Annotated in this window: 20 protein-coding genes and 1 tRNA gene; 13 read left to right on the top strand and 8 right to left on the bottom strand. The window is 65.4% G+C overall.

Translation table 11 applies throughout. The features are described from left to right. Positions 1-68 precede the first annotated feature (68 nt). The 8 genes from ACZF5Y_RS09425 to gatB all read left to right on the top strand — a co-directional run bounded on the left by ACZF5Y_RS09425 (position 69) and on the right by gatB (position 10,132). Positions 69-1,043 carry a co-chaperone YbbN gene (locus tag ACZF5Y_RS09425; RefSeq protein ID WP_497532391.1) on the top strand — a complete coding sequence of 325 codons (975 nt, stop codon included), beginning with the start codon at positions 69-71 and terminating at the stop codon, positions 1,041-1,043. Between the two features lie 14 nt (positions 1,044-1,057). Continuing rightward, positions 1,058-2,248: a cysteine desulfurase family protein gene (locus ACZF5Y_RS09420; RefSeq protein ID WP_497532390.1), complete on the top strand. Its 1,191-nt coding sequence runs from the start codon at positions 1,058-1,060 to the stop codon at positions 2,246-2,248. Between the two features lie 58 nt (positions 2,249-2,306). Continuing rightward, the gene (gene mnmA, locus ACZF5Y_RS09415; protein WP_497532389.1) at positions 2,307-3,473 is read left to right on the top strand and encodes a tRNA 2-thiouridine(34) synthase MnmA; all 1,167 of its coding nucleotides are present in this window, start codon (positions 2,307-2,309) and stop codon (positions 3,471-3,473) included. 29 nt (positions 3,474-3,502) lie between these two features. Further along, positions 3,503-5,875: an NAD-dependent DNA ligase LigA gene (gene ligA / locus ACZF5Y_RS09410; protein ID WP_497532388.1), complete on the top strand. Its 2,373-nt coding sequence runs from the start codon at positions 3,503-3,505 to the stop codon at positions 5,873-5,875. A 119-nt stretch (positions 5,876-5,994) separates the two neighbouring features. After that, entirely contained in the window at positions 5,995-6,651 is a 657-nt protein-coding gene (locus ACZF5Y_RS09405; RefSeq protein WP_497532387.1) for a DNA-3-methyladenine glycosylase I, read from the top strand. 84 nt (positions 6,652-6,735) lie between these two features. Further along, positions 6,736-7,056: an Asp-tRNA(Asn)/Glu-tRNA(Gln) amidotransferase subunit GatC gene (gene gatC, locus ACZF5Y_RS09400; protein WP_497532386.1), complete on the top strand. Its 321-nt coding sequence runs from the start codon at positions 6,736-6,738 to the stop codon at positions 7,054-7,056. A gap of 8 nt (positions 7,057-7,064) precedes the next feature. Further along, positions 7,065-8,615 carry an Asp-tRNA(Asn)/Glu-tRNA(Gln) amidotransferase subunit GatA gene (gatA, locus tag ACZF5Y_RS09395; RefSeq protein ID WP_497532384.1) on the top strand — a complete coding sequence of 517 codons (1,551 nt, stop codon included), beginning with the start codon at positions 7,065-7,067 and terminating at the stop codon, positions 8,613-8,615. Further along, positions 8,615-10,132, top strand: a complete 1,518-nt coding sequence (gene gatB, locus ACZF5Y_RS09390; protein WP_497532383.1) for an Asp-tRNA(Asn)/Glu-tRNA(Gln) amidotransferase subunit GatB — start codon at positions 8,615-8,617, stop codon at positions 10,130-10,132. The genes gatA and gatB overlap by 1 nt, the downstream gene beginning before the upstream one ends. Before the next feature lie 76 nt (positions 10,133-10,208). Here the strand turns inward: gatB and glpK are convergent, their stop codons facing one another. From glpK to ACZF5Y_RS09375, 3 genes are all read right to left on the bottom strand, one after another. After that, complete coding sequence (gene glpK, locus ACZF5Y_RS09385; RefSeq protein WP_497532382.1) at positions 10,209-11,723, bottom strand: glycerol kinase GlpK; 1,515 nt, start codon at positions 11,721-11,723, stop codon at positions 10,209-10,211. A 46-nt stretch (positions 11,724-11,769) separates the two neighbouring features. After that, positions 11,770-12,531 (bottom strand): MIP/aquaporin family protein, encoded by a 762-nt coding sequence (locus tag ACZF5Y_RS09380; RefSeq protein WP_497532381.1) that lies wholly within the window; start codon positions 12,529-12,531, stop codon positions 11,770-11,772. A gap of 105 nt (positions 12,532-12,636) precedes the next feature. Next, on the bottom strand, positions 12,637-14,358 hold the full coding sequence (locus ACZF5Y_RS09375) for a glycerol-3-phosphate dehydrogenase/oxidase (protein ID WP_497532380.1): 1,722 nt from the start codon (positions 14,356-14,358) through the stop codon (positions 12,637-12,639). Positions 14,359-14,437: 79 nt separating this feature from the next. Here ACZF5Y_RS09375 and ACZF5Y_RS09370 point away from each other — a divergent pair, with 79 nt between their 5' ends. Then, positions 14,438-15,433 (top strand): sugar-binding transcriptional regulator, encoded by a 996-nt coding sequence (locus tag ACZF5Y_RS09370; protein WP_497532379.1) that lies wholly within the window; start codon positions 14,438-14,440, stop codon positions 15,431-15,433. Between the two features lie 26 nt (positions 15,434-15,459). Next, complete coding sequence (dinB, locus tag ACZF5Y_RS09365; protein ID WP_497532378.1) at positions 15,460-16,689, top strand: DNA polymerase IV; 1,230 nt, start codon at positions 15,460-15,462, stop codon at positions 16,687-16,689. Positions 16,690-16,695: 6 nt separating this feature from the next. On the opposite strand, the gene ACZF5Y_RS09360 is transcribed toward dinB, so the two are convergent. From ACZF5Y_RS09360 to ACZF5Y_RS09350, 3 genes are read right to left on the bottom strand one after another with little or no spacing between them, the layout of a single operon-like run. Further along, positions 16,696-17,304 (bottom strand): DUF2017 family protein, encoded by a 609-nt coding sequence (locus tag ACZF5Y_RS09360; protein WP_497532377.1) that lies wholly within the window; start codon positions 17,302-17,304, stop codon positions 16,696-16,698. Beyond that, positions 17,301-17,588 carry an ATP-dependent Clp protease adapter ClpS gene (gene clpS, locus ACZF5Y_RS09355; protein WP_497532376.1) on the bottom strand — a complete coding sequence of 96 codons (288 nt, stop codon included), beginning with the start codon at positions 17,586-17,588 and terminating at the stop codon, positions 17,301-17,303. Before clpS ends, ACZF5Y_RS09360 begins: the two co-directional genes overlap by 4 nt. Positions 17,589-17,590: 2 nt before the next feature. Continuing rightward, positions 17,591-17,938, bottom strand: a complete 348-nt coding sequence (locus ACZF5Y_RS09350) for a metallopeptidase family protein (RefSeq protein WP_053388191.1) — start codon at positions 17,936-17,938, stop codon at positions 17,591-17,593. 134 nt (positions 17,939-18,072) lie between these two features. Between ACZF5Y_RS09350 and ACZF5Y_RS09345 the strand changes: the two genes are divergently transcribed. Next, positions 18,073-20,397: a putative bifunctional diguanylate cyclase/phosphodiesterase gene (locus ACZF5Y_RS09345; protein ID WP_497532375.1), complete on the top strand. Its 2,325-nt coding sequence runs from the start codon at positions 18,073-18,075 to the stop codon at positions 20,395-20,397. 40 nt (positions 20,398-20,437) lie between these two features. Here the strand turns inward: ACZF5Y_RS09345 and ACZF5Y_RS09340 are convergent, their stop codons facing one another. Beyond that, on the bottom strand, positions 20,438-21,289 hold the full coding sequence (locus ACZF5Y_RS09340) for a hypothetical protein (protein WP_497532374.1): 852 nt from the start codon (positions 21,287-21,289) through the stop codon (positions 20,438-20,440). A 298-nt stretch (positions 21,290-21,587) separates the two neighbouring features. Between ACZF5Y_RS09340 and ACZF5Y_RS09335 the strand changes: the two genes are divergently transcribed. Beyond that, the gene (locus ACZF5Y_RS09335) at positions 21,588-22,310 is read left to right on the top strand and encodes a hypothetical protein (protein WP_497532373.1); all 723 of its coding nucleotides are present in this window, start codon (positions 21,588-21,590) and stop codon (positions 22,308-22,310) included. Then, positions 22,307-23,254, top strand: coding sequence for a ThiF family adenylyltransferase (locus ACZF5Y_RS09330; protein WP_497532372.1), 948 nt, complete (start codon positions 22,307-22,309; stop codon positions 23,252-23,254). The genes ACZF5Y_RS09335 and ACZF5Y_RS09330 overlap by 4 nt, the downstream gene beginning before the upstream one ends. 124 nt (positions 23,255-23,378) lie before the next feature. Here the strand turns inward: ACZF5Y_RS09330 and ACZF5Y_RS09325 are convergent. Continuing rightward, a tRNA-His gene (locus ACZF5Y_RS09325) sits at positions 23,379-23,454 on the bottom strand. Between the last annotated feature and the right edge of the window lie 36 nt (positions 23,455-23,490).

Genomic DNA, 23,490 nt, shown 5'->3' with positions numbered 1-23,490 from the left:
GTGCGCGTCGCACCCCGGGCTGCCGGGGCGCGACGCCTCGCAAAACCCGGTGAAAGGACCGTGTTGAGATGACCCGACAGATGCCAGAGCGGATTCCTGGAGGAGGCGTGGACCTCAGCCACCTCGCCGCGCGCGGACAGAGCGGAGCACCCGCGGGCGCTCCGGCTTCTGCCGCGGCGCAGAACGGTCAAGGGGCCCCTGCGGTCGTCGATGTCCCTGCGCTGGTCATCGATGTCACTGATGCGTCGTTCGAGCCAGTCGCGCAGTTGTCGAGCGTCGTTCCGGTTGTGGTGCTGCTCTGGGCTGAGCGGTCTGAGTCCGCAAAGAGTCTCGGATTCGTGCTTGAACAGGTGATCGCCGAACTCGCCGGTCGAGCGCTGCTCGCGAAGGTGGACGCCGACGCGAACCCTGGCCTGGCCCAGGCGTTCCAGGCGCAGTCGGTGCCGACCGTGGTCGCCCTCGTCGGGGGTCGGCCGGTACCGCTGTTCCAGGGTGAGATTCCTGATGCGCAGGTGCGCGAGATGCTTGCGCAGCTGTTGCAGCTCGCCGAGCAGCACGGGGTCACGGGGCGTGTGAACGCGCCGGATGCGGGATCGGACGCGGCACCGGCGGAGCCCGCTGAGCCTGAAATTCCAGAAGCGCATATCGCCGCAGTGGAGGCGGCGGAACGCGGGGACTACGCAGCCGCTGTGACGGAGTGGGAGGCGGTGCTCACTCGGGCGCCCGCAGACGCCGACGCCCGTGCGGCGCTCGTACAGGTGAAGCTGCTGGAGCGCCTGCAAGGACAGACAACGGATGGCATTCGGTCGGCGGCCGCTGCCGCGCCGACGGATGTCGCGGCCCAGCTCGCCGTCGCTGATCTGGATGTCTCGGGCGGCCATGTCGAGGATGCGTTCCTGCGGCTCCTCGAACTGTTCTCTTCCCAGGACGATGCGGGGCGAAGCGCCATTCGTGAGCGTCTGCTCGAGCTTTTCGAAGTGGTCGGCGTCGCGGATCCGCGTGTGATCGCCGCGCGCGGGCGTCTCGCCAGCCTGCTCTACTGATCGACGGGCCCGTCATGCCCGGCTCTCGCGCCTACCTCGATCACGCCGCAACCTCTCCGATGCCCGAGGAGGTCCTTGCCGCATACCTGTCCGCGCTCCGTACCGTCGGCAACCCGGCATCAACCCACGGGCACGGCCAACGCGCAAGCGAGTTGCTCGAGTCCGCTCGGGATCGGGTAGCGCGGGCGGTCGGATGCGATCACGCCGAACTGATCTTCACAGCGAGTGGTACCGAGTCGATCAATCTGGCGATGAAGGGCATCTACTGGGCGCGGCGGCGATCCGGAGCCGGTCCGGTCATCGTCGTTGCCGACGGGGAGCATCACGCCACGATCGAGGCCGCAGAGTGGTTGCGCGACGCCCAGGGCGCTCAGCTCGTCTGGCTCCCGATCGACGCGGAGGGCCGCGTGCGACCCGAGGCGCTCACCTCGGTCATCAGCGACCACGGAGCCGATCAGATCGCGCTCGTGAGCTTCCTCTGGGCGAACAACGAGGTCGGCACGGTGCAGCCGGTCGCGGAACTCTGCAGCATCGCCGCGGCGCAGGGAATCCCCGTGCACGTCGACGCGGTGTCGGCACTCGGCCAAGTGCCGATCGATTTCCGCGCCTCGGGAGCCGCCGCGGTCAGCCTCTCCGCGCACAAGATCGGCGGCCCGGTCGGGGTGGGGGCGCTCCTCCTCGGACGCCGAGTGACCGCTGATCCGCTGCTGCACGGCGGCACCCAACAGCGGTCGCGATCCGGCACCCAAGATGTGGCGGGAGCGGTTGCGTTCGCCGCCGCACTCGACTTGGCGGTCGACGACGCCGGCTTCCCGCGGGTCGAGCGCATTGCGCATCTCGAGGCCTTGCGGGATCGCCTGATCTCGGGCGTTCGGGTGGTCGATCGCACGGCCGTGCTTCGTGGCGCGCCGGTCGGGCCTGAACGACTGCCGGGCAACGCGCACTTCACGTTCCCCGGCTGCCAAGGGGATTCTCTGGTCTATCTGCTCGACGCCGGCGGGGTCTCTGCCTCTGTCGGGTCAGCCTGTCAAGCCGGAGTCGCGGAGATTTCACATGTGCTCCTCGCACTGGGTCTGTCGCCCGAAACGGCTGCGGGAGCGCTGCGGTTCACGTTGGGCGCCGATACCGAGTCGGCAGAGATCGATGCGCTGCTCGCAGCGCTCCCGGCAGCGCTGGCGTCGGCACGTGCAGCCGGACTCAGCTGATGCTCGTGCGGCGGATGCGCGACTCGACGTGGGCACAAAGCGGGAGTAGGCTGTTGCGGTGAAGATTCTGGCAGCGATGAGTGGCGGCGTCGATTCCGCGGTCGCGGCGGCCCGCGCCGTTGAGGCCGGTCACGAGGTCGTCGGCGTCCATCTGGCGCTGAGTCGCATGCCGGGCACGATCCGCACCGGATCTCGAGGCTGCTGCACGATCGAGGATGCGATGGATGCGCGACGCGCGGCCAATCTGCTCGGCATTCCCTTCTACGTGTGGGATCTCAGTGAGCGCTTCAAGGAAGATGTCGTCGACGATTTCATCGCCGAGTACGCTGCGGGCCGCACGCCAAATCCTTGCATGCGTTGCAACGAGAAGATCAAATTCGCGGCACTGCTCGACAAGGCGATGGCGCTGGGGTTCGATGCTGTGGCGACGGGGCACTACGCCACGCTCGAGGATGGGGCACACGGACCCGAATTGCACCGGGCCAGTGCCTGGGCCAAAGATCAGTCGTACGTGCTCGGTGTGCTCACCGAGCGCCAACTGCGGCACTGCTACTTCCCGCTGGGCGATACGCCGTCGAAGCAGCTGATTCGTGCGGAAGCTGCGGAGCGCGGTCTCCAAGTGGCGCAGAAGCCCGACAGTCATGACATCTGCTTCATCCCTGATGGCGATACGCGCGGATGGCTGTCCGGCCACGTCGATCGCAAGCCAGGAGAGATTCTCGACGAGGCGGGAGACGTCATCGGGACGCACGACGGAGCTCACGGGTACACCGTCGGTCAGCGCCGCGGATTGCAGCTCGGGAGGCCCGCCGACAACGGCAAGCCGCGCTATGTGCTGTCGATCCGTCCCGTATCGAATCAGGTCGTCGTCGGTCCGAAAGAACATCTCGCCATCTCACGAATCGCCGGTGGGCGTTTCAGCTGGGCGGGTGAGCCGGGCTTCGATCTTGCCGAACAATTCGCCTGCGAGGTGCAGATCCGCGCCCACGCCGACCCGGTTCCGGCATTCGCCCGGCTGGAGCCCATCCTCGAGTCGGAGCGCACTGAGCAGCACCGCGCCGAGGCGACGCATGAAGTCGTGGTCGATATCGACCTCGACCACGCCGAGCCGCTTCTCGGGGTTGCTCCCGGCCAGACCGCGGTGCTCTACGTCGGCACCCGGGTGCTCGGACAGTTCACCATCGATCGTGCCGTCTCGATGGAGTCCGCTGCAGTCAGTGCATAACTGTCCGTGGTCGCTCCTACACTGGGAGCGTGAGCACGAACACGCAGCAGATCCCGCAAGACTTCGACTCGGCCCGCGAAGAAGCCGAGCGGCTCGCCGAGCACATCGAGCGTCTCCGTACGTCGTATTACTCTGAGGCCGCGAGTCTCGTCTCCGACGCGGAGTACGACGCCATGTTTCATCGCCTCGAGGCGATCGAACGCGCGTTTCCCGAACTCGCCGGGCAAGACAGCCCGACGCGCGAAGTCGGCGCCGCTGTCGTCTCCGCCGGGTTTCCCGAGCACGAACACGCTGAACGCATGCTCAGTCTCGACAATGTCTTCTCCATCGAGGAGTTCCGAGAGTGGGCCGCGAAAGCGGCAGCGTCGGCCGGTCGGCCGGTGCGCTGGCTCTCGGAGCTGAAGATCGATGGTCTCGCGATCAGTTTGGCGTACCGCGCCGGGGTACTCGAAACCGCCACAACGCGCGGCGATGGTCGTGTCGGGGAAGACATCACGGAAAACATCGACTTGATCCCGGTGATCCCTCGGCGGCTGACCGGTGAGAACCTCCCGCCGTTCTTCGAAGCTCGCGGCGAAGTCTTTCTCACGAGCGCGAATTTCGCGGCCCTGAATGAGCGCCAGCACAAGCTTCAAGCCGCCTTCGCTGCTGAGCAGCGCGAGAAAGGCCGCCCCGAAGAGCAGATTCCGGTGCGATATCCCGAGTTCGCGAACGCCCGCAATACCGCTGCGGGCAGTTTGCGGCAGCGCGCAGAGAAGAAGTCAGAGGCCGACCTCGCCTTGATGCGCGATCGACTGGGCAGACTCTCGCTGCACGTGCACGGTATCGGTGCCTGGCCCGACCCGCACATCGAGAATCAATCGGATGCGTACGCGCTGCTCGCATCGTGGGGGCTTCCGGTGTCACCGCATTCTCGGGTGTTCGACACCGTCGACGATGTCGCGAACTTCATCGAAGACCGGGGGGAGCACCGCCATTCGGTCGAACACGAGATCGACGGCATCGTCGTCAAGATCGACGAACTCGCGCTGCACAGCGAACTCGGTGAGACCAGCCGTGCGCCGCGCTGGGCGATCGCATACAAGTACCCGCCCGAGGAAGTGCACACACGCCTGCTCGACATCCGTGTCGGGGTCGGCCGCACCGGGCGTGCGACCCCGTATGCCGTTATGGAGCCGGTGAAGGTGGCCGGCTCGACGGTGAGTCAGGCGACACTGCACAATCAACAGGTGGTGAAAGCCAAGGGCGTGCGCGTTGGCGACACTGTGGTGCTTCGGAAGGCCGGCGACGTGATTCCCGAAGTACTGGGTGCAGTGCTCGAGCTCCGAGATGAGCATGCCCCGGAGTGGCGGATGCCGGAGCACTGCCCGGAGTGCGGCACTGAGTTGCGCGCGATGAAAGAGGGCGATATCGATCTCCGCTGCCCGAACGCGCGGGCCTGCCCCGCGCAGGTTCGCGGTCGAGTCGAGCACATCGGTTCGCGCGGAGGCCTCGACATCGAGGTGCTGGGTGAGATCACGGCGGCCGCGCTGACGCAGCCCGAAGTTCCGTCCACCCCACCGCTTGAGACCGAAGCCGGGCTGTTCGACTTGACGCTCGACCAGCTCGTGCCGATCGAAGTAATTGTGCGCGATAGTGAAACGGGCGAACCGCGTCTCGATGACGCGACCGGCGAACCCAGGCGGCGCAGGCCGTTCCAGAAGACGGAGAAGTTCTACCCCGAGCCGTGGGACCGCGCGACCGCTGCCGAGCGGCGTAAAGCCGGTATCACTCAGGAGGAGCGCGTTGTCGCTTCGCGGGATGCCGAGACATTCCTCGCAGAACTCGAGCGGGCGAAGACCAAGCCGCTCTGGCGACTGATCGTCTCCCTGAATATCCGCCATGTCGGGCCGGTCGCAGCGCGCGCGCTCGCCGACTGGTTCGGTTCACTCGAGGCGATCCGTGCAGCCTCTGAAGCCGAGCTTGCCCAGGTCGACGGTGTCGGGGGCATCATCGCCGAGTCGCTGCTGGCCTGGTTCGACGTCGACTGGCATCGCGAGATCGTGGATCGCTGGGCTGAGGCCGGAGTGCAGTGGGCCACGCCCGGGCATCCGGGACCGGGCGCAGCGGTCGCCGAGGGGGGAGTGCTCGCCGGCCTCAGCATCGTGGCCACGGGTTCGTTGGACGGCTTCACCCGGGACGGGGCGAAAGAGGCGATCATCGCAGCAGGCGGAAAAGCCGCTTCAAGCGTGTCGAAGAACACCGACTATGTCGCCGCCGGGCCGGGCGCCGGATCGAAGCTGGGGAAAGCTGAAGATCTCGGCATTCCGGTGCTCGATGCCGCCCAGTTTGCGGTGCTCGTCGCACAGGGGCCGGAAGCCCTCGGACTGTCGGCTGAAACGGAAGCCGAGACGTCGGAGTAGACCGGCCGTTGCCCGAGTTATCCACAGATATCCGGGTTCGGTGTTCAGGGCGTCCAGCGGGTCGCTAGCGTCGACAGGAGGCGCGAGATCACTCCGCCTCCGACGAGATGGGAGCTTGCATGAGCGACACCCCGACGCCGCGACGAGCGGGCTGGGCAACACAAGATCCGCTGTTGACCGAGTACTACGACAGCGAATGGGGCATGCCGAACTTCGACGACAACGGCGTGTTCGAGCGCCTGTCGCTCGAAGCCTTTCAATCGGGGTTGTCGTGGCTGACCGTACTGCGCAAGCGTGAAGCATTCCGTGCCGCGTTCGATGGGTTCGACATCGACCGAGTCGCCGACTTCGGTGATGCCGATGTCGTGAGGCTGCTCGATGATGCGGCAATCATTAGGAATCGACGCAAGATCGATGCCACGATTGCGAACGCGCGTGCCGCGCAGCGCCTGGTCGCAGAGACCGGGAGCGGGCTCGCCGCGTTCGTCTGGGGGTTTCGGCCTGAACGATCGCCGGCACCGGTGACCGACGCCGATGTGCCGAGCACGTCAGTCGAATCCGTCGCGCTTGCTCGCGAACTCAAACGCCGGGGCTTCGCTTTCGTGGGGCCGACGACGGTATACGCGTTGATGACGGCAATCGGCATCGCCGATGCACATCTCATCACGAGTCATCGTCGCGGGTGCTCCGGCCTCTGGAACATCGACGGAACCTGGGCGAATACGCCGCTCCCGTTGACTCCGTGGAGCACTGAGGAGCCTTCGGCGCGCACGTGACCTGTCCCGAACCCTGAGCCGGTGGTACGACCGCCGCAGATAGGATGGAACGCGTTCCCAGAAGACCACTCCCGATGGAGCAGCATGCCTGAACCCAGCGCGGCGAGCACCGAGATCACGGCCGAAACCGTGCAGCATCTCGCAGGCCTCGCCCGAATCGCCCTGACCCCCGATGAGATCACATCGCTCACCAGCGACCTCGGCTCGATCCTCACGAATATCGCGAAGGTGGGCGAGGTCACGACGCCCGATGTGCCGACCACGAGTCACCCGATTCCCCTGAACAACGTGACGCGCCCCGATCAGGTCGCAGACGTGCTCACGCGCGACGAGGCGTTGCAGAACGCGCCGGAGGCGACCGACGGCATGTTCCGAGTCTCGTCCATCCTCGGCGAAGAGCAGTAAGGCGCATCATGACTGAACTGACCCAGCTGACTGCGGCCGACCTGGCTGCGAAGATCGCCAGTGGCGACGTCTCCTCGGAAGAGGCCACCCGCGCGCATCTCGACCGCATTTCGGCGGTTGACCCCGCACTGAACGCGTTCCTCGCGACCGATGCCGAAGCATCGCTCGCCGCTGCGCGATCGATCGATGCTCGTCGCGCCGCCGGCGAATCGCTCGGTGCGCTTGCCGGTGTGCCGCTCGCGGTCAAGGACGTACTGGTCACCACCGACATGCCGTCGACCTCGGGTTCCAAGATTCTCGAGGGCTATCGTTCGCCGTTCGATGCGACCGCAGTCGCTCGCGCCCGCGCAGCGGGACTGGTCTCCATCGGTAAGACGAACATGGACGAGTTCGCGATGGGGTCATCCACCGAGAACTCGGCCTACGGTCCGACGCTGAACCCCTGGCAGCTCGACCGAGTGCCCGGCGGCTCGGGCGGTGGCTCCGCAGCGGCGGTCGGCGCGTTCGAGGCGCCCGTGGCTCTGGGATCAGATACCGGTGGCTCGATTCGTCAGCCCGCCGCGCTCACCGGCACCGTCGGCGTGAAGCCGACGTACGGCGGCGTGAGCCGCTACGGCGCGATGGCGCTCGCCTCCTCGCTCGACCAGATCGGTCCGTGCGCGCGCACCGTGCTCGACACGGCGCTGCTGCATGATGTGATCGCGGGGCACGATCACCACGATTCGACCTCGCTCGACTTCGCCTGGCCGTCGATGGCTCGGGCGGCTCGTGACGGTGCCGACCCGGCATCGCTGCGCGGGCTGCGCGTCGGCGTCGTGAAGCAGCTCATGGTCGACGGCGTACAGGCCGGCGTCAAGCAGCGCTTCGAAGAAGCGCTCGCGCTGCTTGAGGCCCAGGGCGCTGAGATCGTCGAGATCGACGCACCCCACTTCGAGTACGCCGTGGCCGCGTACTACCTGATCCTCCCCGCGGAGGCCTCGAGCAACCTCGCGAAATACGATTCCGTGCGCTTCGGACTCCGCGTCGCACCCGAGGGCGGCGGCACCGTCGAGAGCGTCATGAGTGCGACGCGAGCCGCAGGGTTCGGCGCCGAAGTGAAGCGACGCATCATCCTCGGCACCTACGCGCTCTCCGCGGGCTACTACGACGCCTACTACGGCAGCGCGCAGCAGGTACGCACGTTGATCCAGCGCGATTTCGCGGCGGCGTTCGACCAGGTCGACGTCATCGCTTCGCCGACCGCTCCCACCACCGCCTGGGCGTTGGGCGCCCACGCCGGTGACCCGCTGCAGGATTACCTGAACGATGCCACGACGATTCCCGCCAACCTGGCCGGCATCCCGGGCATCAGCCTGCCGATTGGCACCGCCGCAGAAGACGGGCTGCCCGTCGGGCTGCAGCTCATGGCTCCCGCGTTCGAGGACGCGCGGCTCTACCGCGCCGGCAGCGCGATCGAACGACTGATCGCCGACCGCGACGGCTCACCCTTCTGGGCGCAGGCCCCGTCGCTCGACGCGGCATCCCTCGCAGCGGCTGCGGCCGGAAAGGCGGCGCTCTAATGGCGAAAACGCCCGTGCTCGACTTTGAACGAGCCCTCGAACTCTTCGAACCGGTCATCGGCCTCGAAGTACACGTCGAGCTCAACACGAAGACCAAGATGTTCTCGCCCGCGCCCAACGTATTCGGCTCGGAACCGAACACGAACCTTGCACCGGTCTGCCTCGGTCTGCCCGGCTCGCTTCCCGTGCTCAACCATGAGGCGGTGCGCTATTCGATCAGCCTCGGTCTTGCGCTCGGCTGCGACATCGCCGAGGTCTCGGGCTTCGCGCGGAAGAACTACTTCTACCCCGACATGGGCAAGAACTATCAGATCTCGCAGTTCGACGACCCGATCGCGCACGACGGATCGGTCGAGATCGAGCTCGCATCGGGCCGAGTCATCCACGTGCCGATCGAGCGCGCGCACATGGAGGAGGACGCCGGCAAGCTCAACCACATCGGCGGGTCCACCGGACGCATTCAGGGCGCCGAGTACTCTCTCGTCGACTACAACCGCGCAGGTGTGCCCCTCGTCGAGATCGTGACGCGTCCGATCTTCGGCGGCGAAGCCGACACCCCCGAGATCGCCGCCACCTACGTATCGACGATCCGCGATATCGTCGTGGCGCTCGGCATCTCGGATGCCCGCATGGAGCGCGGCAATATCCGCTGCGACGCGAACGTCTCGCTGCGACCCCGTGGCAACGAGGGGGCCGGCATGTCGGTGCTCGGCACCCGCACCGAGACGAAGAACGTGAACTCGCTGCGCTCGATCGAGCGAGCGGTGCGTTTCGAGATCCAGCGTCAGGCGAAGATCCTCTCTGAGGGTGGCACGATCACGCAAGAGACGCGCCACTGGCACGAAGATACGGGGGAGACCTCGCCCGGACGCCCGAAGAGCGACGCCGATGATTACCGGTACTTCCCCGAGCCCGACCTCGCCCCGCTCACGCCGTCTCGCGAGCTGGTCGAGGAGCTGCGCGCGCAGTTGCCAGAGCACCCGACGCTGCGCCGTCGACGCCTCCGCGACGACTGGCAGTTCTCGGTGCTTGAGTTCCAGGACCTGGTGAACGCGGGTCTGCTCGGCACCATCGAAGCGACCGTAGCCACCGGCGTGCCGGCCCAGACCGCGCGCAAGTGGTGGACGGGTGAGATCGCCCGTATCGCGAACGAGCGCTCCGCCGCGTCAGCCGATCTGATCACACCTGAGCAGGTCGCTTCCGTCGTCGCGCTCGTCGACGACGGCACCCTCAACGACAAGCTGGCGCGCCAGGTGATCGCCGGCATCATTGACGGCGAAGGCACCGCATCCGAGATCGTGGACGCCCGCGGGCTGGCGATCGTCTCCGACGAGGGTGCACTCGTCGCGGCTGTCGATGCGGCGCTTGCCGAGCAGCCCGACGTACTCGCCAAGATCCGCGACGGCAAGGTGCAGGCCGCCGGCGCGATCATCGGTGCCGTGATGAAGGCGATGCGCGGCTCGGCCGACGCGGCGCGCGTGCGCGAACTCGTGCTCGAGCGTGCTCAAGCCGAGTAGCTCACCCCGGTAGACAACGAAACGGGCGGTCGGCGCGTGAAGCACCGACCGCCCGTTTCGTTGTGCGGAGACGCGGTTAGCGAGCGTCCTCGTCGACCCAGTCCATCGACTTGGTCACGGCCTTGCGCCACTGGCGCAGCAGGCGCTCCTGCTCGGCCGAATCGAGTTCCGGCTCCCAGCGACGATCCTCCTGCCAGTTGGCGGAGAGATCGTCGAGACCCGACCAGTAGCCCACAGCGAGGCCCGCGGCGTAGGCAGCGCCCAGTGCGGTCGTCTCGGCGACCACCGGACGCACGACCGGGACGCCGAGGATGTCGGCCTGGAACTGCATGAGCGCGTTGTTCGCGACCATGCCACCGTCGACCTTGAGCTCGGTGAGGTCCACCCCTGCATCCGCGTTCACCGCGTCGAGTACGTCGCGCGTCTGGTACGCCACGGCTTCGAGCGCCGCACGCGAGATGTGGCCCTTGTTCGCGTAGCGGGTGAGCCCCAGGATCGCGCCGCGCGCATCCGGCCGCCAGTACGGCGCGTAGAGCCCGGAGAAGGCGGGCACGATATAGACGCCCCCGTTGTCGGGCACGGAATCGGCCAGCTGCTCGACCTCGGGAGCGCTCTCGATGATCCCGAGCTGGTCGCGCAACCACTGGATCAGCGACCCGGTCACGGCGATGGAGCCTTCGAGCGCGTAGTGGGTCGGGCCGTCGCCGAGCTTGTACCCGACCGTGGTGAGCAGCCCGTTCTTCGAGTGGACGATCTCTTCGCCCGTGTTGAAGATCAGGAAGCAGCCGGTGCCGTAGGTGTTCTTCGACTCGCCGGCAGTGAACGCGGCCTGGCCGAAGGTTGCGGCCTGCTGGTCGCCGAGGATGCCCGCGATCGGCGTTTCGCGCAACAGCGAGGAGTTCTTCGCGACGCCGTACACCTCGGACGACGACTTGACCTCGGGGAGCATCGAGCGCGGTACGCCGAAGGCCTCGAGGATGTCATCGCGCCACTCGAGCGTCTTGAGGTCCATGAAGAGCGTACGCGAGGCGTTGGTCACGTCAGTGACATGGACGCCGCCGTCTACGCCGCCGGTCAGGTTCCAGATGACCCAGCTGTCGGTCGTGCCGAAGAGCAGATCGCCGGCATCGGCGGCTTCGCGAGCCCCCTCGACGTTTTCAAGGATCCAGGCGACCTTCGTACCCGAGAAGTAGGTGGCGAGGGGGAGCCCGACGATGCTCTTGAAGCGATCGGTGCCGCCATCGGTTGCGAGGCGGTCGACGATGTCTTGGGTGCGGGTGTCTTGCCAGACGATCGCGTTGTAGACGGGCTCACCCGTCTTGCGGTTCCAGACCACCGCGGTTTCGCGCTGGTTGGTGATGCCGATCGCCGCGATGTCGTGGCGGGTGAGGTCGGCGCGTCCGAGGGCGACGCCGATGACCTCTTGCACATTGCCCCAGATCTCGGAGGCGTCGTGCTCGACCCAGCCGGCGTGGGGCATGATTTGCTCATGCTCCTTCTGGCCGACGGAGATGATCGAGCCCTTCTTGTCGAAGATGATGGCGCGGCTCGAGGTGGTGCCCTGGTCGATAGCGATGATGTATTCGGACATGGGATTCCTTTCGGGTCAGCTTCGTTGCGTGTCGATGCCTGCGAGCCTAGGCTGCGCCGACGAATCCGAGCAGTGCGGGGGCTGAGAGTGCGGCGATCGCGCCGCCCACGAGCGGGCCGGCGACGGGAATCCAGGCGTAGCCCCAGTCGCTCGAGCCCTTGCCCTTGATCGGCAGAATCGCGTGCGCGATGCGGGGGCCGAGGTCACGGGCGGGGTTGATGGCGTAGCCGGTGGGGCCGCCGAGCGACGCGCCGATACCGACGACGACGAGTGCGACCGGCAGTGCGGTGAGCGGCCCGAGGCCCCCGGGCACTCCGACCTGGATGTCGCCGTAGTCGGCGAAGGCGAAGACGGCGAAGACGAGCACGAAGGTGCCGATGACCTCGGTCAGGAAGTTGCCGAAGGGCGTGCGGATCGCGGGGCCGGTCGAGAAGACGCCGAGCTTGGCGGCGGCGTCCGGCTCCTCATCGAAGTGCGAGCGGTACGCGACCCAGCAGAGCACGGCGCCGATGATCGCGCCGATCAGCTCGGCCGCAGTGGCGACCAGGAACTGCACCCCGCTGATCTTGCCAGCGATCGCCAGGCCGACGCCGACGGCGGGGTTCAAGATAGCTCCCGAATATGCGGAACCCAGCACGCCGACGAATACGGCGAGGCCCCAGCCCCAGTTCACGAGGAGGAAGCCGCCTCCGTTGCCCTTCGTCTTGGCGAGGGCGACGTTCGCGACGACGCCGCAGCCGAGCAGCACGAGGAGCCCCGTGCCGACGAGCTCTGAGAGGAAATACAGACCGAGGTTGACATCTGGCATGTCGTCTTTGACCTTTCGGGAGTGCGAACGCTGGTGGCGTTCGCGGGTGGTGATGGAGTGCGGGGGAGCCGAAGGTAGTGCGGCGCCCCCGCGGACCGAACCGGATTAGATATCTACGACAACGCCTCCGCGTTCGACGTCGATACGGTGGGCGGTGCGGAGCAGTTGGACCGTGCGGGCGATTTCGTCATCGACGCGCGCGGCATCCCAGTTCAGTGCCTCGGCGATTGCCTCGGCAGCGGCGCGCACACGCTCGAGCGTGAGGCCGCCGACGAAGGCGATCGAGGTACGCCGCAACAAGAGGTCGTCGAGGTGCACGACGTCTTCCGTCGCCGCGAGGTGCGCGAGCTCTGCGGCCGTGTAGCCCCGGAGGTGCGGGAGCTCAGTGGCGTCCTCCGGTGCCGCGGCGAGAATTTCTTCGGCGCGCGTTCCATAGCGTTCGAGCAACTGCTCGGTGCGCGCGCGGTCGGTGCCGTCAGCGTGCTCGGCGACCCAGCGGGTGCGCGCGGACTGCGAGCGCGGGAAGTTCTTGCCGCCACCGATCGCGAGCATCTCGGTGCCCACGGTGCGTTCGACTCCGAGCAGCGCAAGGGTGTCGTTCGCGAGGTGCGCGGCGAGCGCACGGAACGTCGTCCACTTGCCGCCGACGAGACTGAGGAGCGGCACGCCTGCGCGCTCTGAGGCGACGATGCGGTAATCGCGCGAGACGAAGCCGGGGGCCGTATCGTCGTGGCGCGGCAGCGGCCGGATTCCGGAGAACGTGTACACGATCTGCGAGCGGTCGACGGTGATCTTCGGAAAGACGTGCGAGATCAGGTCGAAGAAGTAGTCGACCTCGTCAGCCGTGGCGCTGACCGGAGTACTCGGGTCCGCGTTGATGTCGGTGGTGCCGACGAGCACGCGATCCTTCAGCGGGTAGATCAGCACGATGCGGCCGTCTGAATGCTCGAAGAAGATCTCGCGGCCACCGGTGGCCGCGAGCAGCTCGGGGTGGTCGAGCACGATGTGCGAGCCCTTCGTGCCGCCCATGAACTGCGTGCGCTCGCCGAGAGCGGCGTTGGTGAGGTCGGTCCACGGTCCGCTGGTGTTCAGGATCACCTGTGCGGTGAAATCGAACTCGTCACCGGTGGTTTCGTCGCGCAGCTGCACCGCGCCGTTCTCGAAGCCGACCGCGGGCAGGTAGTTCGCAGCTCGCGCCCGATCTCCGCCAGCTACGAGGCCGTCGTGCAGCACGTCGAGGGCGAGGCGCTCGGGGTCGTGCATCGACGCGTCGTAGTAGGTCGCCGTGTACTTGATGCCGTCGTTAAGCTGCGGCAGCGCGCTCAGCGAGCCGCGCTTGCCGTGGAACTGATGGCGCGGAACCTGACCGCCATCGCGAGAGAACGTGTCGTAGAGCGTGAGGCCGATCTTGATCAGGGCGGCGCCGCGCTCGTTCGGCTTGCCGCGACCGTGCGTCACCAGCAGGCGGAACGGAGCCGACAGGATGCCCGAAAACGTCGAGAAGATGGGGATGGTCGTCTTCAGCGGTCGCACGTAGTGCGGTGCCGTGCGGAGCAGGCGATTGCGCTCGGTCACTGCTTCTTGCACGAGTCGGAACTCGCCGTTCTCGAGATAGCGCACCCCACCGTGCACCATGTGGCTCGACGCCGACGACGCGCCCGATACGAAGTCTCCGCGCTCGACGAGCGCGACATCGACGCCCTGGAGCGCCAGCTCGCGGAAGGTCGCGATCCCGTTGATGCCCCCACCGATGATCAGCACATCGGCGTGCGGGCGATCCTGCAATCGCGTGACAGCAGGGCGAATAGTCGGGGTGCGATCGTTCATGGCTCCAAACCTTTCAGCGTTGGCCTCAGCTTCCTCCACTCGTGCACTGAGTTGCAAGACCGTTGCACGTATGTGCATGATGTGTTCATCTCATGCGACGAAAGGGGCACCGGTGTCTGCAAATCCGTCCAAATCACGGGAAGCATTGCGTGCAGCGCAGCTCTACTACCTGCAGAATCTCACCATGGAGGCGATTGCAGGGGAGATGCGGATCTCCCGCTCATCCGTGTCGCGGCTCCTCACCTACGCGCGCGACACCGGCCTCGTCGAGATTCAGGTGCACTCGCCGCAAGAGGCTCGCTCGCAGCTCGAACAGCGCTTGTCCGAGCACTACGGGATTACGGCGCACGTTGTGTCATCACCGGTTCGCGCGAGCGAGGCTGATCGTCTCGAGCGCACGGCGCGCACGGCTGCCTACCGGGTCGCCGCGGCGGTCGGCGATCGATCGACCATCGGCGTCGCCTGGGGTGCCACGATGAGCGCCGTGGCGCGGCACTTGCCCTCGAAGACCGTGCACGAGGCACGCATCGTGCAGATGAACGGCGCGGCGAACGTGCGCACGACCGGTGTGTCATATGCGGCCGAGCTGCTCGGAGGCTTCGGCAACGCTTTCGCCGCATCCGTCTATCAGTTCTCGGTACCCGCGATTTTTGACGACCCGAACACCCGTCGTGCGATGTGGCGCGAGCGATCCGTGAGTCGTGTGCTCGAGCTCCAAGCGTCGAGCGACCTGTACGTCTTCGGTCTCGGGTCCCGTATCGGAGACCCCAGGTCCCGCATCTATTCCGGAGGATACCTCGACCGTGATGATTTGCAGGATCTCGTGCGATCGGGCGTCGTCGGCGATTGCGGCACTGTCTTCTACCGCAGCGACGGCAGCACTGACGGAATCGCGATGAATGAGCGGTCGAGCGGACCGTCGCTCGACGTCGTGCGACGGATTCCGCGTCGCCTGTGCGTCGTCTCGGGCACGGCGAAACGCGACAGCCTGCGCGGTGCCCTTGCCGCACGAATCGTGACGGAGCTCGTGGTCGACGAGGAACTCGCGCGACTCGTGCTCGAGACTGGCAGCTGACCCCCTGACGTGATGAAATAGTACGTATGTTCGAAGCGCCGCGTGAGATTGCCTCGATGCTGCACGTCGATATGGACTCGTTCTTCGTCTCCGTGGAACTGCTCGAACGCCCCGAGCTGCGCGGTCTGCCGGTCGCTGCGGCGCACGACACCTCGCGGTCCGTGGTGTCCAGTGCCAGCTACGAGGCGCGAAAATTCGGTGTGAGGTCGGCGATGCCGGTCGCACGCGCCAAGCAGCTCTGCCCGCAGCTCGTGCTCGTCACTCCCACCTACGCGAAGTACCGCGAGGCATCGCGCGCGGTGATGGCCGTTTTCGAGGAGTTCACGCCCCTGGTTGAACCGCTGAGCATCGACGAGGCGTTCCTCGACGTCGCGGGTACCGTGCGGCTCTTCGGTGCTCCCATGGAGATCGCGCGTGCGATTCGTGAGCGCGTGCGCGAGCGCACGGGGCTCCCCGCCTCGGTGGGGCTGGCCGGCACGAAGTTCATCGCGAAGCTCGCGTCCCAGCGGGCGAAACCCGATGGCATCCTCGAGATTCCCCCCGCGCGCACGCTCGAGTTCTTGCACCCCCTGCCGATCGGAGCGATGTGGGGCGTCGGGCAGGCGACCGAACGCGCGCTGCACGCGCGAGCGATTCACACGGTAGGGGAGCTCGCTCGTGAGCCGCTCGCAGCTCTGGAACGCATTGTCGGGCGTGCGAGCGCGCAGCGCTTGCACGATCTCGCGAACGGTCGCGATGCGCGCCGGGTCGAGACGACGCGCGCAGAGAAGAGCATCGGGCATGAGGAGACTTTCGCCCATGATGTCTCGGATCAGGCGGTGCTGCATCGTGAACTGCTGAGGTTATCGACGCGCGCTGGTGAGCGGTTGCGCGCAGCCGGGCTCGAATCGCGCACGATCTCGATTAAAGTGCGCTGGGGCAACTTTGAAACCATCACCCGTTCCCGAACGCTGGGTGAAGCGACGCACGCGACTCAACGCATCTTCCAGACCGCGAAAGAACTGTTCGAGGGCGTCGACCGCGGCGGCCGAGCGGTGCGGTTGATCGGCGTGCGTGCCGAGCAACTCGTCGCCGCCGGTAGCGATCTCGCAGCGCTGTGGAGCGATGACGACGGCTGGCGCGCGGTCGATCACGCGGTGGATGAGGTGCGGGGGCGGTTCGGTACCGACGGTGTCACCTCTGCGAGCCTGCTCACCGGGCGCGGGGTCGTCGTCGACCCGCGTTCGCTCGAGACCCCTCGGCCCGATCAGGGATAGCCGGTCTCACTCGACTTCGTCGTCGCTGTGTTCATCCGAGACGCCTGCTTCTGCCGTCACCGACGCGAAGATGGCCAGTACGGACTCGAGGATCGCGGCCAACCAATCGAACACGAGCACGGTGCCCCGTGAGTCTTCATGCTCGAGCAGCCGTTCGCGATCCTCCGCTTCATCGAGACCGATGCGTGCGGCGATCGCCAGTCGAAGTGCGGTGACAGTGCGCACCCAGGCCGGCAGCGATGCGGGGGTGATCTCCACCTCGACCGCGGAGGTCTCGTCGATGGCATCGGCGCCGAGCCCCAGGGCCGCCGTCACTTCCATCGCATCGTGCAGTTTACGATTGATGAGTCCCTGTTCCGTGACGCTGCGGAACGTGCCCGACTCGTCTGAGTCCTCGTAGACGTCTGGAAAGAGTCGGGCGAGCGCCGGATCGTCGGGAGTTTCGTCTGAACCGCCTACTTCGAGACTTGCGAACAGCGGGTCGGGATCGAGCGCGGTGCTGCTGTGGCTCTGCAGCAGTTGCGTGAGCTGCGTGATGAGCTGGTCGAGCATCGCGGCTTCGTCGTGGTCGAGGAGCAGCCGCAATCCGGTGCCGGGGATCGGGAGGAGTTTCATGAGGGCCCTCCCTGGCGCACGGTCGCCCAGAGACCATAGCCGTGCATCGCTTCGACGTGCATCTCCATCGCCTCCCGAGCGCCTTCGGCGACCACCGCGCTGCCTCCGTGGTGCACGCGCAGCATGAGTTCCTCCGAGCGTTCCCGTGAGAACCCGAAGTGCTGCTGGAAGACGTAGGAGACGTACGACATCAAATTCACCGGATCGTCCCACACCACGGTTTGCCAGGTCGGATCATGGCGTGCCACCAACCCTTCGCTGCGCTGCGCATCCGTCGCCTGCATGGTCAACCCCATCCGAGCTCGTGGATGCGCGATTCGGAGATGCCGTAGAAGTGGGCGATTTCGTGCACCAGCGTGACGCGGATCTCGTGCACCAGCTCGTCGTGGTCGGCGCAGTGCCGCAGGAGATTCTCCCGGAAGAGAATGATGCGATCCGGTTCCTCGCCGTATCCGTAGACGCCGCGTTCTGCCAAGGAGAAGCCCTCGTAGACGCCGAGCACATCGCTGCCGTCTGCCGGCTCGTCTTCGACGAGAAAGATCACGTTGTCGAGTTGCGCGAGCATGTCGTCATGCAGCGAATCGAGGCCGTCAGCGACCAGGGATTCGAAGTCCTCGTGCGAGATCTCGAGCATGTCTTCACCCTACACAGAACGACTCATTCGCGGGTGACGAATAGGTGAGTCGCGACATCCCGCGCATGCCATAATGAGCTGCTGCCACTCGCAATTACACTGCTGCGACAGGCATATTCGGGAATGGGGTCGTGGTGGGACGCGAAGCAATGATGGTGCGCGACCGGGTATTCGCGGCGCCGTTCATCGTGATTGCGGTCGCCGCGGTCATCGTCGGCATCGTGGCGCTCGCCGGTTCTGAACCGAGATCGTGGACGCTTGTGCTCACCGTGATCGCCAGCGTGATCATCTGCGGGCCGTTCCAGCTGCGCATCGGATATGAGCGGGGATACCCGGTCGTCGGCGTGTCAATCGTGATGCTCGCAATCGAGCCGATGCACGGCGCGCCGTTTCTCGGAATCTGCGTGTGGGCGATCGGCGTGCTGATCTCACAGACGATTATGCGACGCAATGTCGTGCACGCCTGTTATCTCACCGGAGTGAGCACGCTCGGTGCCTGCGCGTTCGTGGGCGTGCGGGTCGGCCTCGCCGCACTTGACATCTGGTTCGTCGCCGCGTTCGTTCTGGCAACAGCGGCCTACTACTCCGTCTTCTTGGTCGTCGAGTTCGTGCGTCAGCGCACGCGATCCGCATCCGACCGGAGCATCATCACCTCGGCGGTGCGCCCGCTGCGGGTACTCGTTGTCATCTGCATCGTCGCGGCAGCGTCCATTCTGATCAACTACGTCGACGCGTCCGTGATCTCCTGGCTCGAGGGCGACCCCAATGTGAGCCTGACCCCATTCGTCGTGCTGCTTGCCGGGTCGATCTTCTACGTGCTCGCGCAGCGCTCACGCTCTGATGATGTGGAAGCCCGCCTGCACGCTGTTGTGGACGCGGCCATTGAGTTCCCCCGTCAAAGCGGAGAGGCGCTTGCAGGGGTGCTGCGCGACCGCGCGCAGGCGATCGTGCACGCCGACGAGGTCGAGCTTCGTGGTGGCGCCCCCGAGCGCCGAGAGATCGGTGCCCCAGTGCGCGTCGAATCTGGCGTCGACCAGTTTCTCGTTGCGTCAGGCAAGGTCGGTGGGGGCACCTTCAGTCGCGATGACGAGCGCACGCTTTCGACACTCGCGCATCTCGCCACTGAGGCGGCGCGCATGCAAGAAGAAGTTGACACCCTCGAACAGCGGGCGAACAGCGATCCCCTCACCGGCTTGCCCAACTACGGTGCGTTTCAAAAGGCTCTCGTCGAGGCGAATGAGCACCGACCGTATCACGAGGGCATCGCGCTGCTGTTTCTCGACCTCGACAACTTCAAGAAGCTGAACGACAACTACGGTCACCGCGCAGGCGACGAACTGCTGTGCGCGATCGCACGCCGACTGCAGCGCGCAGCTGGCGGTGGCGATTTCGTCTCGCGCGTCGGCGGCGATGAATTCGTGGTGATTCTGACCGGTCTCGTCTCAATCGATCAGGCGAAGGACTCTGCAGATCAGATTGTCGCCGCGCTCAGCGAGCAGATCGATCTCGAAGGCCACCTGATGCGCCCCGTGGTGAGCGCAGGACTGGCGTTCTCGAGTCATCGAGAGATCGACGCACAATCACTTGTCGAAGACGCGGACCGCACCATGTTGCACGCGAAGCGCACGCGACGGCAGGGGAGCGTCGTTGAGAGCAGCAGCGTGAGCGTCTCCTCCCACCGTTCGACGCGATTGAACGAAATCGTCGCGCGTGCGATTCGCGAGAATCGATTGATGTTGGCGTTCCAACCGATCGTGGATATGTCGACCAACCGCCTGTGGGCGTTCGAGGCACTGACGCGTTACGTTGACCCCGAACTCGGCCCGATCTCGGCGCCCTCGCTCATCGCTCGCGCGAAGAGCTTGGGGCTCATGAATGAACTGACGCAGCAGGTCATCCGCAAGGCTCTGGAAGCCGCCGAGCAGTTTCGAACGATCGAGCCCTCGGTCGAGTGCATGACGGTAAATCTCGAACTCGGGCAGATCAGCGAGAACCAGCTCGGCCCCTACATTCGAGACGCTGCGCAGGCCCACCCGAATATCAAGTTGTGCATCGAACTCAACGAGCGCTCGCTGCGCACCGTGACCGATGATCTGCGGCACGACGCTGAACGCCTGCAACGTGCTGGTGTGCTGCTCGCCCTTGACGATTACGGATCCGACGACTCCGTGGTCGGCGCCCTCGTTCATTTTCCGATGGATATTCTGAAGATCGACAAGAGTTTGATCGACAACCTTGATGATGCGCGTCAGCGAGAGGTCATCAAAGCATTCCAATCGTTCGGCGACAACCTGGGGCATCGCGTGATTGTCGAGGGAATCGAGAGTCGAGAAATGGCCGACATTCTGATCAATCTCGGTGTGCGCGATGCGCAGGGCTACTACTTCGGGCGGCCGGTCACACTCGCGCTGACGTTGGATCGCCTGCGTCGACGCGGCATCGTCGCCGATATTTCTTGATGGTCGGCCACCGATGCCGCACCCAATTGCGGAGCTGTCGTCAGTAGGCGGTGTTTTCCGATGGCGGAGTGACGTCGACGCCTGAGCTCAAGCGCGAAATGGCCTCGTCGGCGTCGAACTCGGGGTCGCGCTCGATGAAGGCGTCGACAACACCCATGAATGAGAGTGCGGCAACCGACCAGGTCTCGGCATCGTTGCCGGTTTCGCGGGTGAAATGGGCTTGCACGAGCGACGGTACGGTCGCCCGAACGATGCCCAGGCCCTCGATGACGGAGGCGGCAGCGACCACGAACGGCTGGTAGTCGTTGTGGAACATCGGTTTAAGCCGATAGCCCACGGTCGGGAGCACGTTGCGGTAGAAGTTTTCCATGGTCTCGACGAACGACATCTCGCTCGCACGCAGTGCATCGAGTACACGCGTGCGAGCTTCGCCGTGGGGCCACGCAGTAATCGTCGTAGAGAGAGCGGCGTAGGTGCGCCACTTGCTCGAAGCGGTGATGACATCGAAGTTGTATTCCGCGGCGGTGCGGATGATATCGATGAGTACGCTGCGCCGTCCTTCGGCCGACCGCAGGTCGCCGACCCGCATGCTGAGGTACTGCCATGTGGTCAGCAGCGTCTCAGTATCGGCGCGGTCTATCTGCGCTTGGTTCGCGAGTTCGGTGAAGAGATCGGCGAGGAACGCCTCGTGCGACGGCCACGCCTGCGCGAATTGCTTGTTACTGACGCCGGCATTGGCCGCGATCTGCTCGATCAGGCCGGCAGTGACGCCGAGGGTCAGCCCAACCGACTCGACGTGCTGCACCGCGGCGGAGAGCATTTTTGAGCGCGCGTCATCGAAGCCCGGGCGGGAGCGCACACTGCTCGCCCGGTTCCAATTCTCGTCCTGCACCGTTCCCCCCATCGTCGATGACCGTAGTTGCCACATGCTATCACCCGCGTGTTTCGACCGAATCAGGCGCGCGCGATATGCCATGACTTTCACGTATGTCGTAGCGCGACTCGCCGGACATCGCATTCCGTGCATTGGATATCGCAATTAGTGCAAAATGAGAGTACACAGGAGTCGTTCGCGGTCATCGCCCGGGGATTCATGATTTCCATGGCCGTCACAGCTATGCAGCCTCAGGAGGGCCCCGGCGTTGTCTCATATTGACCGTTCTGTCACGAATCACGACGTTATCCCTGTCGTGGACTCTGACGTATTTGCTGACAACCCGGCCGCGCGGTTGGCCGTCGGTCTCATTGCTGTGCACGACGTGCCGCTTCCCGGGCTCGAACGGGAATACCTGGCGCACTTCGATTTGCGCCGCCGTGTGTACGTGGATCAGACCGGTCAACTCGATGCGAGCGAGTTGCAAGATGACGGCACCGACCGTGACTCCGACGATGCCCGATCGGCCACCTTCGCCGTATTCGAGAATCACGCTGACGGGGTGCGTGTGATCGGCGTGTCGCGCCTCATTATTCGCGGTCAGGATCACCCCCTCCCGGTTGAAGACTTCTGCCCTGATTCGTTCAGCCCGGGTGACCTGAACGCCGTGAGCGTCGAGGTTTCCCGAGTCATCGCCCGGCATGAGAAAGCCGTCATGCAGGAGATGGCGCAGTGGCATCTGTTCGCCGTGATGCTGGCCTACGTTGCGAATCACGGTCTTGAGCGGACATTTGCGATCATCGAGCCCTGGCTTGAGCGGCATCTTCACGGTTCTATCGCGATCTCGCGAATCGGCGAACCGCGGTACGTCGAGCACTACCTCGATTACAACCTGCCCATCGAGATCGACATCCCGGCATCAGCCACACGCGTCAACGCGCGCGGCGGCGACTTCATCGACCAGTACCGCGCCGCTGAGCCCGGCATGCTGTTCGTCGGGCGTGCGCCGAAACGCGTACTCTCGGAGCCGGCGCTGTGACGAGTCGAGCTGCGCATGAGCTCGAGTTCGCGCGCAATTACGGGTTCTGGAGCGAAGACGAACAGTTGGCTCTGACGCGATCCCGTGTCGCGATCGCTGGCGTGGGCGGCGTCGGGTTTCAGCTGGGGCTGAAGCTCGCGCGCATGGGCGTGAGTAGCTTCAGTATCGCCGACCCTGAAGTTTTCGAGCCCGAGAATGTGAACCGCGTTGACGGCGCAGTTCACTCGACCTTCATGCGGAGCAAGGCCGAGGTGTTTCGCGAGCGGTTGCATGACATCAACCCTGATGCGGCGATCGATCTGTTCACCGACGGCGTGAATGCCGAGAACGTGCAGGAATTCATGCACGGTGCTTCGGTCGTGCTCGACGAGACCGAGATGACGATGCCCGACGTGGGAACCCTGGTTGCTCGCGAGGCTCGTCGAATCGGTATTCCGGATGTGCTCGCGATGAACATCGGATTCTCGGCCCAGGTCACCTCGTTCGATCCGCACTCCGCATGGACCTTTGAGCGGTATCGCGGCTTCAGCGACCAGGCACCTCTCGACGAAATTGCCGAGCTTGGAGTCGATTTCGCGCGCTGTCTGCCGTACATTCCCGCCTACACTGACCTGCGGTCGCTCGCGACGGTGCAGGGAGACGAGGCGCATGCTCCGGCATCATTGCCCTCGATTTCGGTCGGCGTCGACGTAGCGTCGGCATTGGCGAGTGCTCAAGTCTTTCTGCATATCACGTCGTCGTTGGGTAACCGTCGACGCAAGCCCATCTGGGCGCCCCGTGTGGCGTACACCGATACGTATGATCTGCGCACGCGCGTCGTGCGAGCAGGGAAGTGGTCCCACCTGCGGCACCTGGTGCGTGCTGCGCTGCGGCAGAAGGCGGGGCTCAATCCGCTCGCAAGTTACACGCACGGGGATATCGCGCGCCGCGCCGCTGCGCGCTGAGTGAGACTTCGCGGGGCGCCATCTGCTGGCCTGCCCCGTGAATCTCCCGTCACTCAGTGGTGATGTCACACGACGAAGCCCGCCTCGCAACTGGATTCCAGTGTGAGGCGGGCTTCGTTTATCTTGGGGTGGCTAACGGGACTTGAACCCGCGACCACCGGCACCACAAGCCGGTGCTCTACCGACTGAGCTATAGCCACCATGCTGTTCTGGCCCACCGAAGCGAACCAGGCAAC

The sequence above is a fragment of the Leucobacter sp. WKLB1 genome (genome assembly GCF_059696215.1).
The sequence above is the reverse complement of the archived record's forward strand: the minus strand, read 5'-3'. Positions and strand labels throughout refer to the sequence as shown.

Coding starts and splice junctions, on each gene's coding strand:
- clpS (WP_497532376.1), bottom strand. CDS start 17,588: ATGCAGGCGACGGATGCGCAGCGCAGCGAAGGGTTGGTGGCACGCCAT.
- dinB (WP_497532378.1), top strand. CDS start 15,460: ATGTTCGAAGCGCCGCGTGAGATTGCCTCGATGCTGCACGTCGATATG.
- ACZF5Y_RS09380 (WP_497532381.1), bottom strand. CDS start 12,531: ATGCCAGATGTCAACCTCGGTCTGTATTTCCTCTCAGAGCTCGTCGGC.
- gatB (WP_497532383.1), top strand. CDS start 8,615: ATGGCGAAAACGCCCGTGCTCGACTTTGAACGAGCCCTCGAACTCTTC.
- gatA (WP_497532384.1), top strand. CDS start 7,065: ATGACTGAACTGACCCAGCTGACTGCGGCCGACCTGGCTGCGAAGATC.
- gatC (WP_497532386.1), top strand. CDS start 6,736: ATGCCTGAACCCAGCGCGGCGAGCACCGAGATCACGGCCGAAACCGTG.
- ACZF5Y_RS09360 (WP_497532377.1), bottom strand. CDS start 17,304: ATGAAACTCCTCCCGATCCCCGGCACCGGATTGCGGCTGCTCCTCGAC.
- ACZF5Y_RS09405 (WP_497532387.1), top strand. CDS start 5,995: ATGAGCGACACCCCGACGCCGCGACGAGCGGGCTGGGCAACACAAGAT.
- ACZF5Y_RS09420 (WP_497532390.1), top strand. CDS start 1,058: ATGCCCGGCTCTCGCGCCTACCTCGATCACGCCGCAACCTCTCCGATG.
- glpK (WP_497532382.1), bottom strand. CDS start 11,723: ATGTCCGAATACATCATCGCTATCGACCAGGGCACCACCTCGAGCCGC.
- ACZF5Y_RS09370 (WP_497532379.1), top strand. CDS start 14,438: ATGTGTTCATCTCATGCGACGAAAGGGGCACCGGTGTCTGCAAATCCG.
- ACZF5Y_RS09375 (WP_497532380.1), bottom strand. CDS start 14,358: ATGAACGATCGCACCCCGACTATTCGCCCTGCTGTCACGCGATTGCAG.
- ACZF5Y_RS09350 (WP_053388191.1), bottom strand. CDS start 17,938: ATGCTCGAGATCTCGCACGAGGACTTCGAATCCCTGGTCGCTGACGGC.
- ACZF5Y_RS09425 (WP_497532391.1), top strand. CDS start 69: ATGACCCGACAGATGCCAGAGCGGATTCCTGGAGGAGGCGTGGACCTC.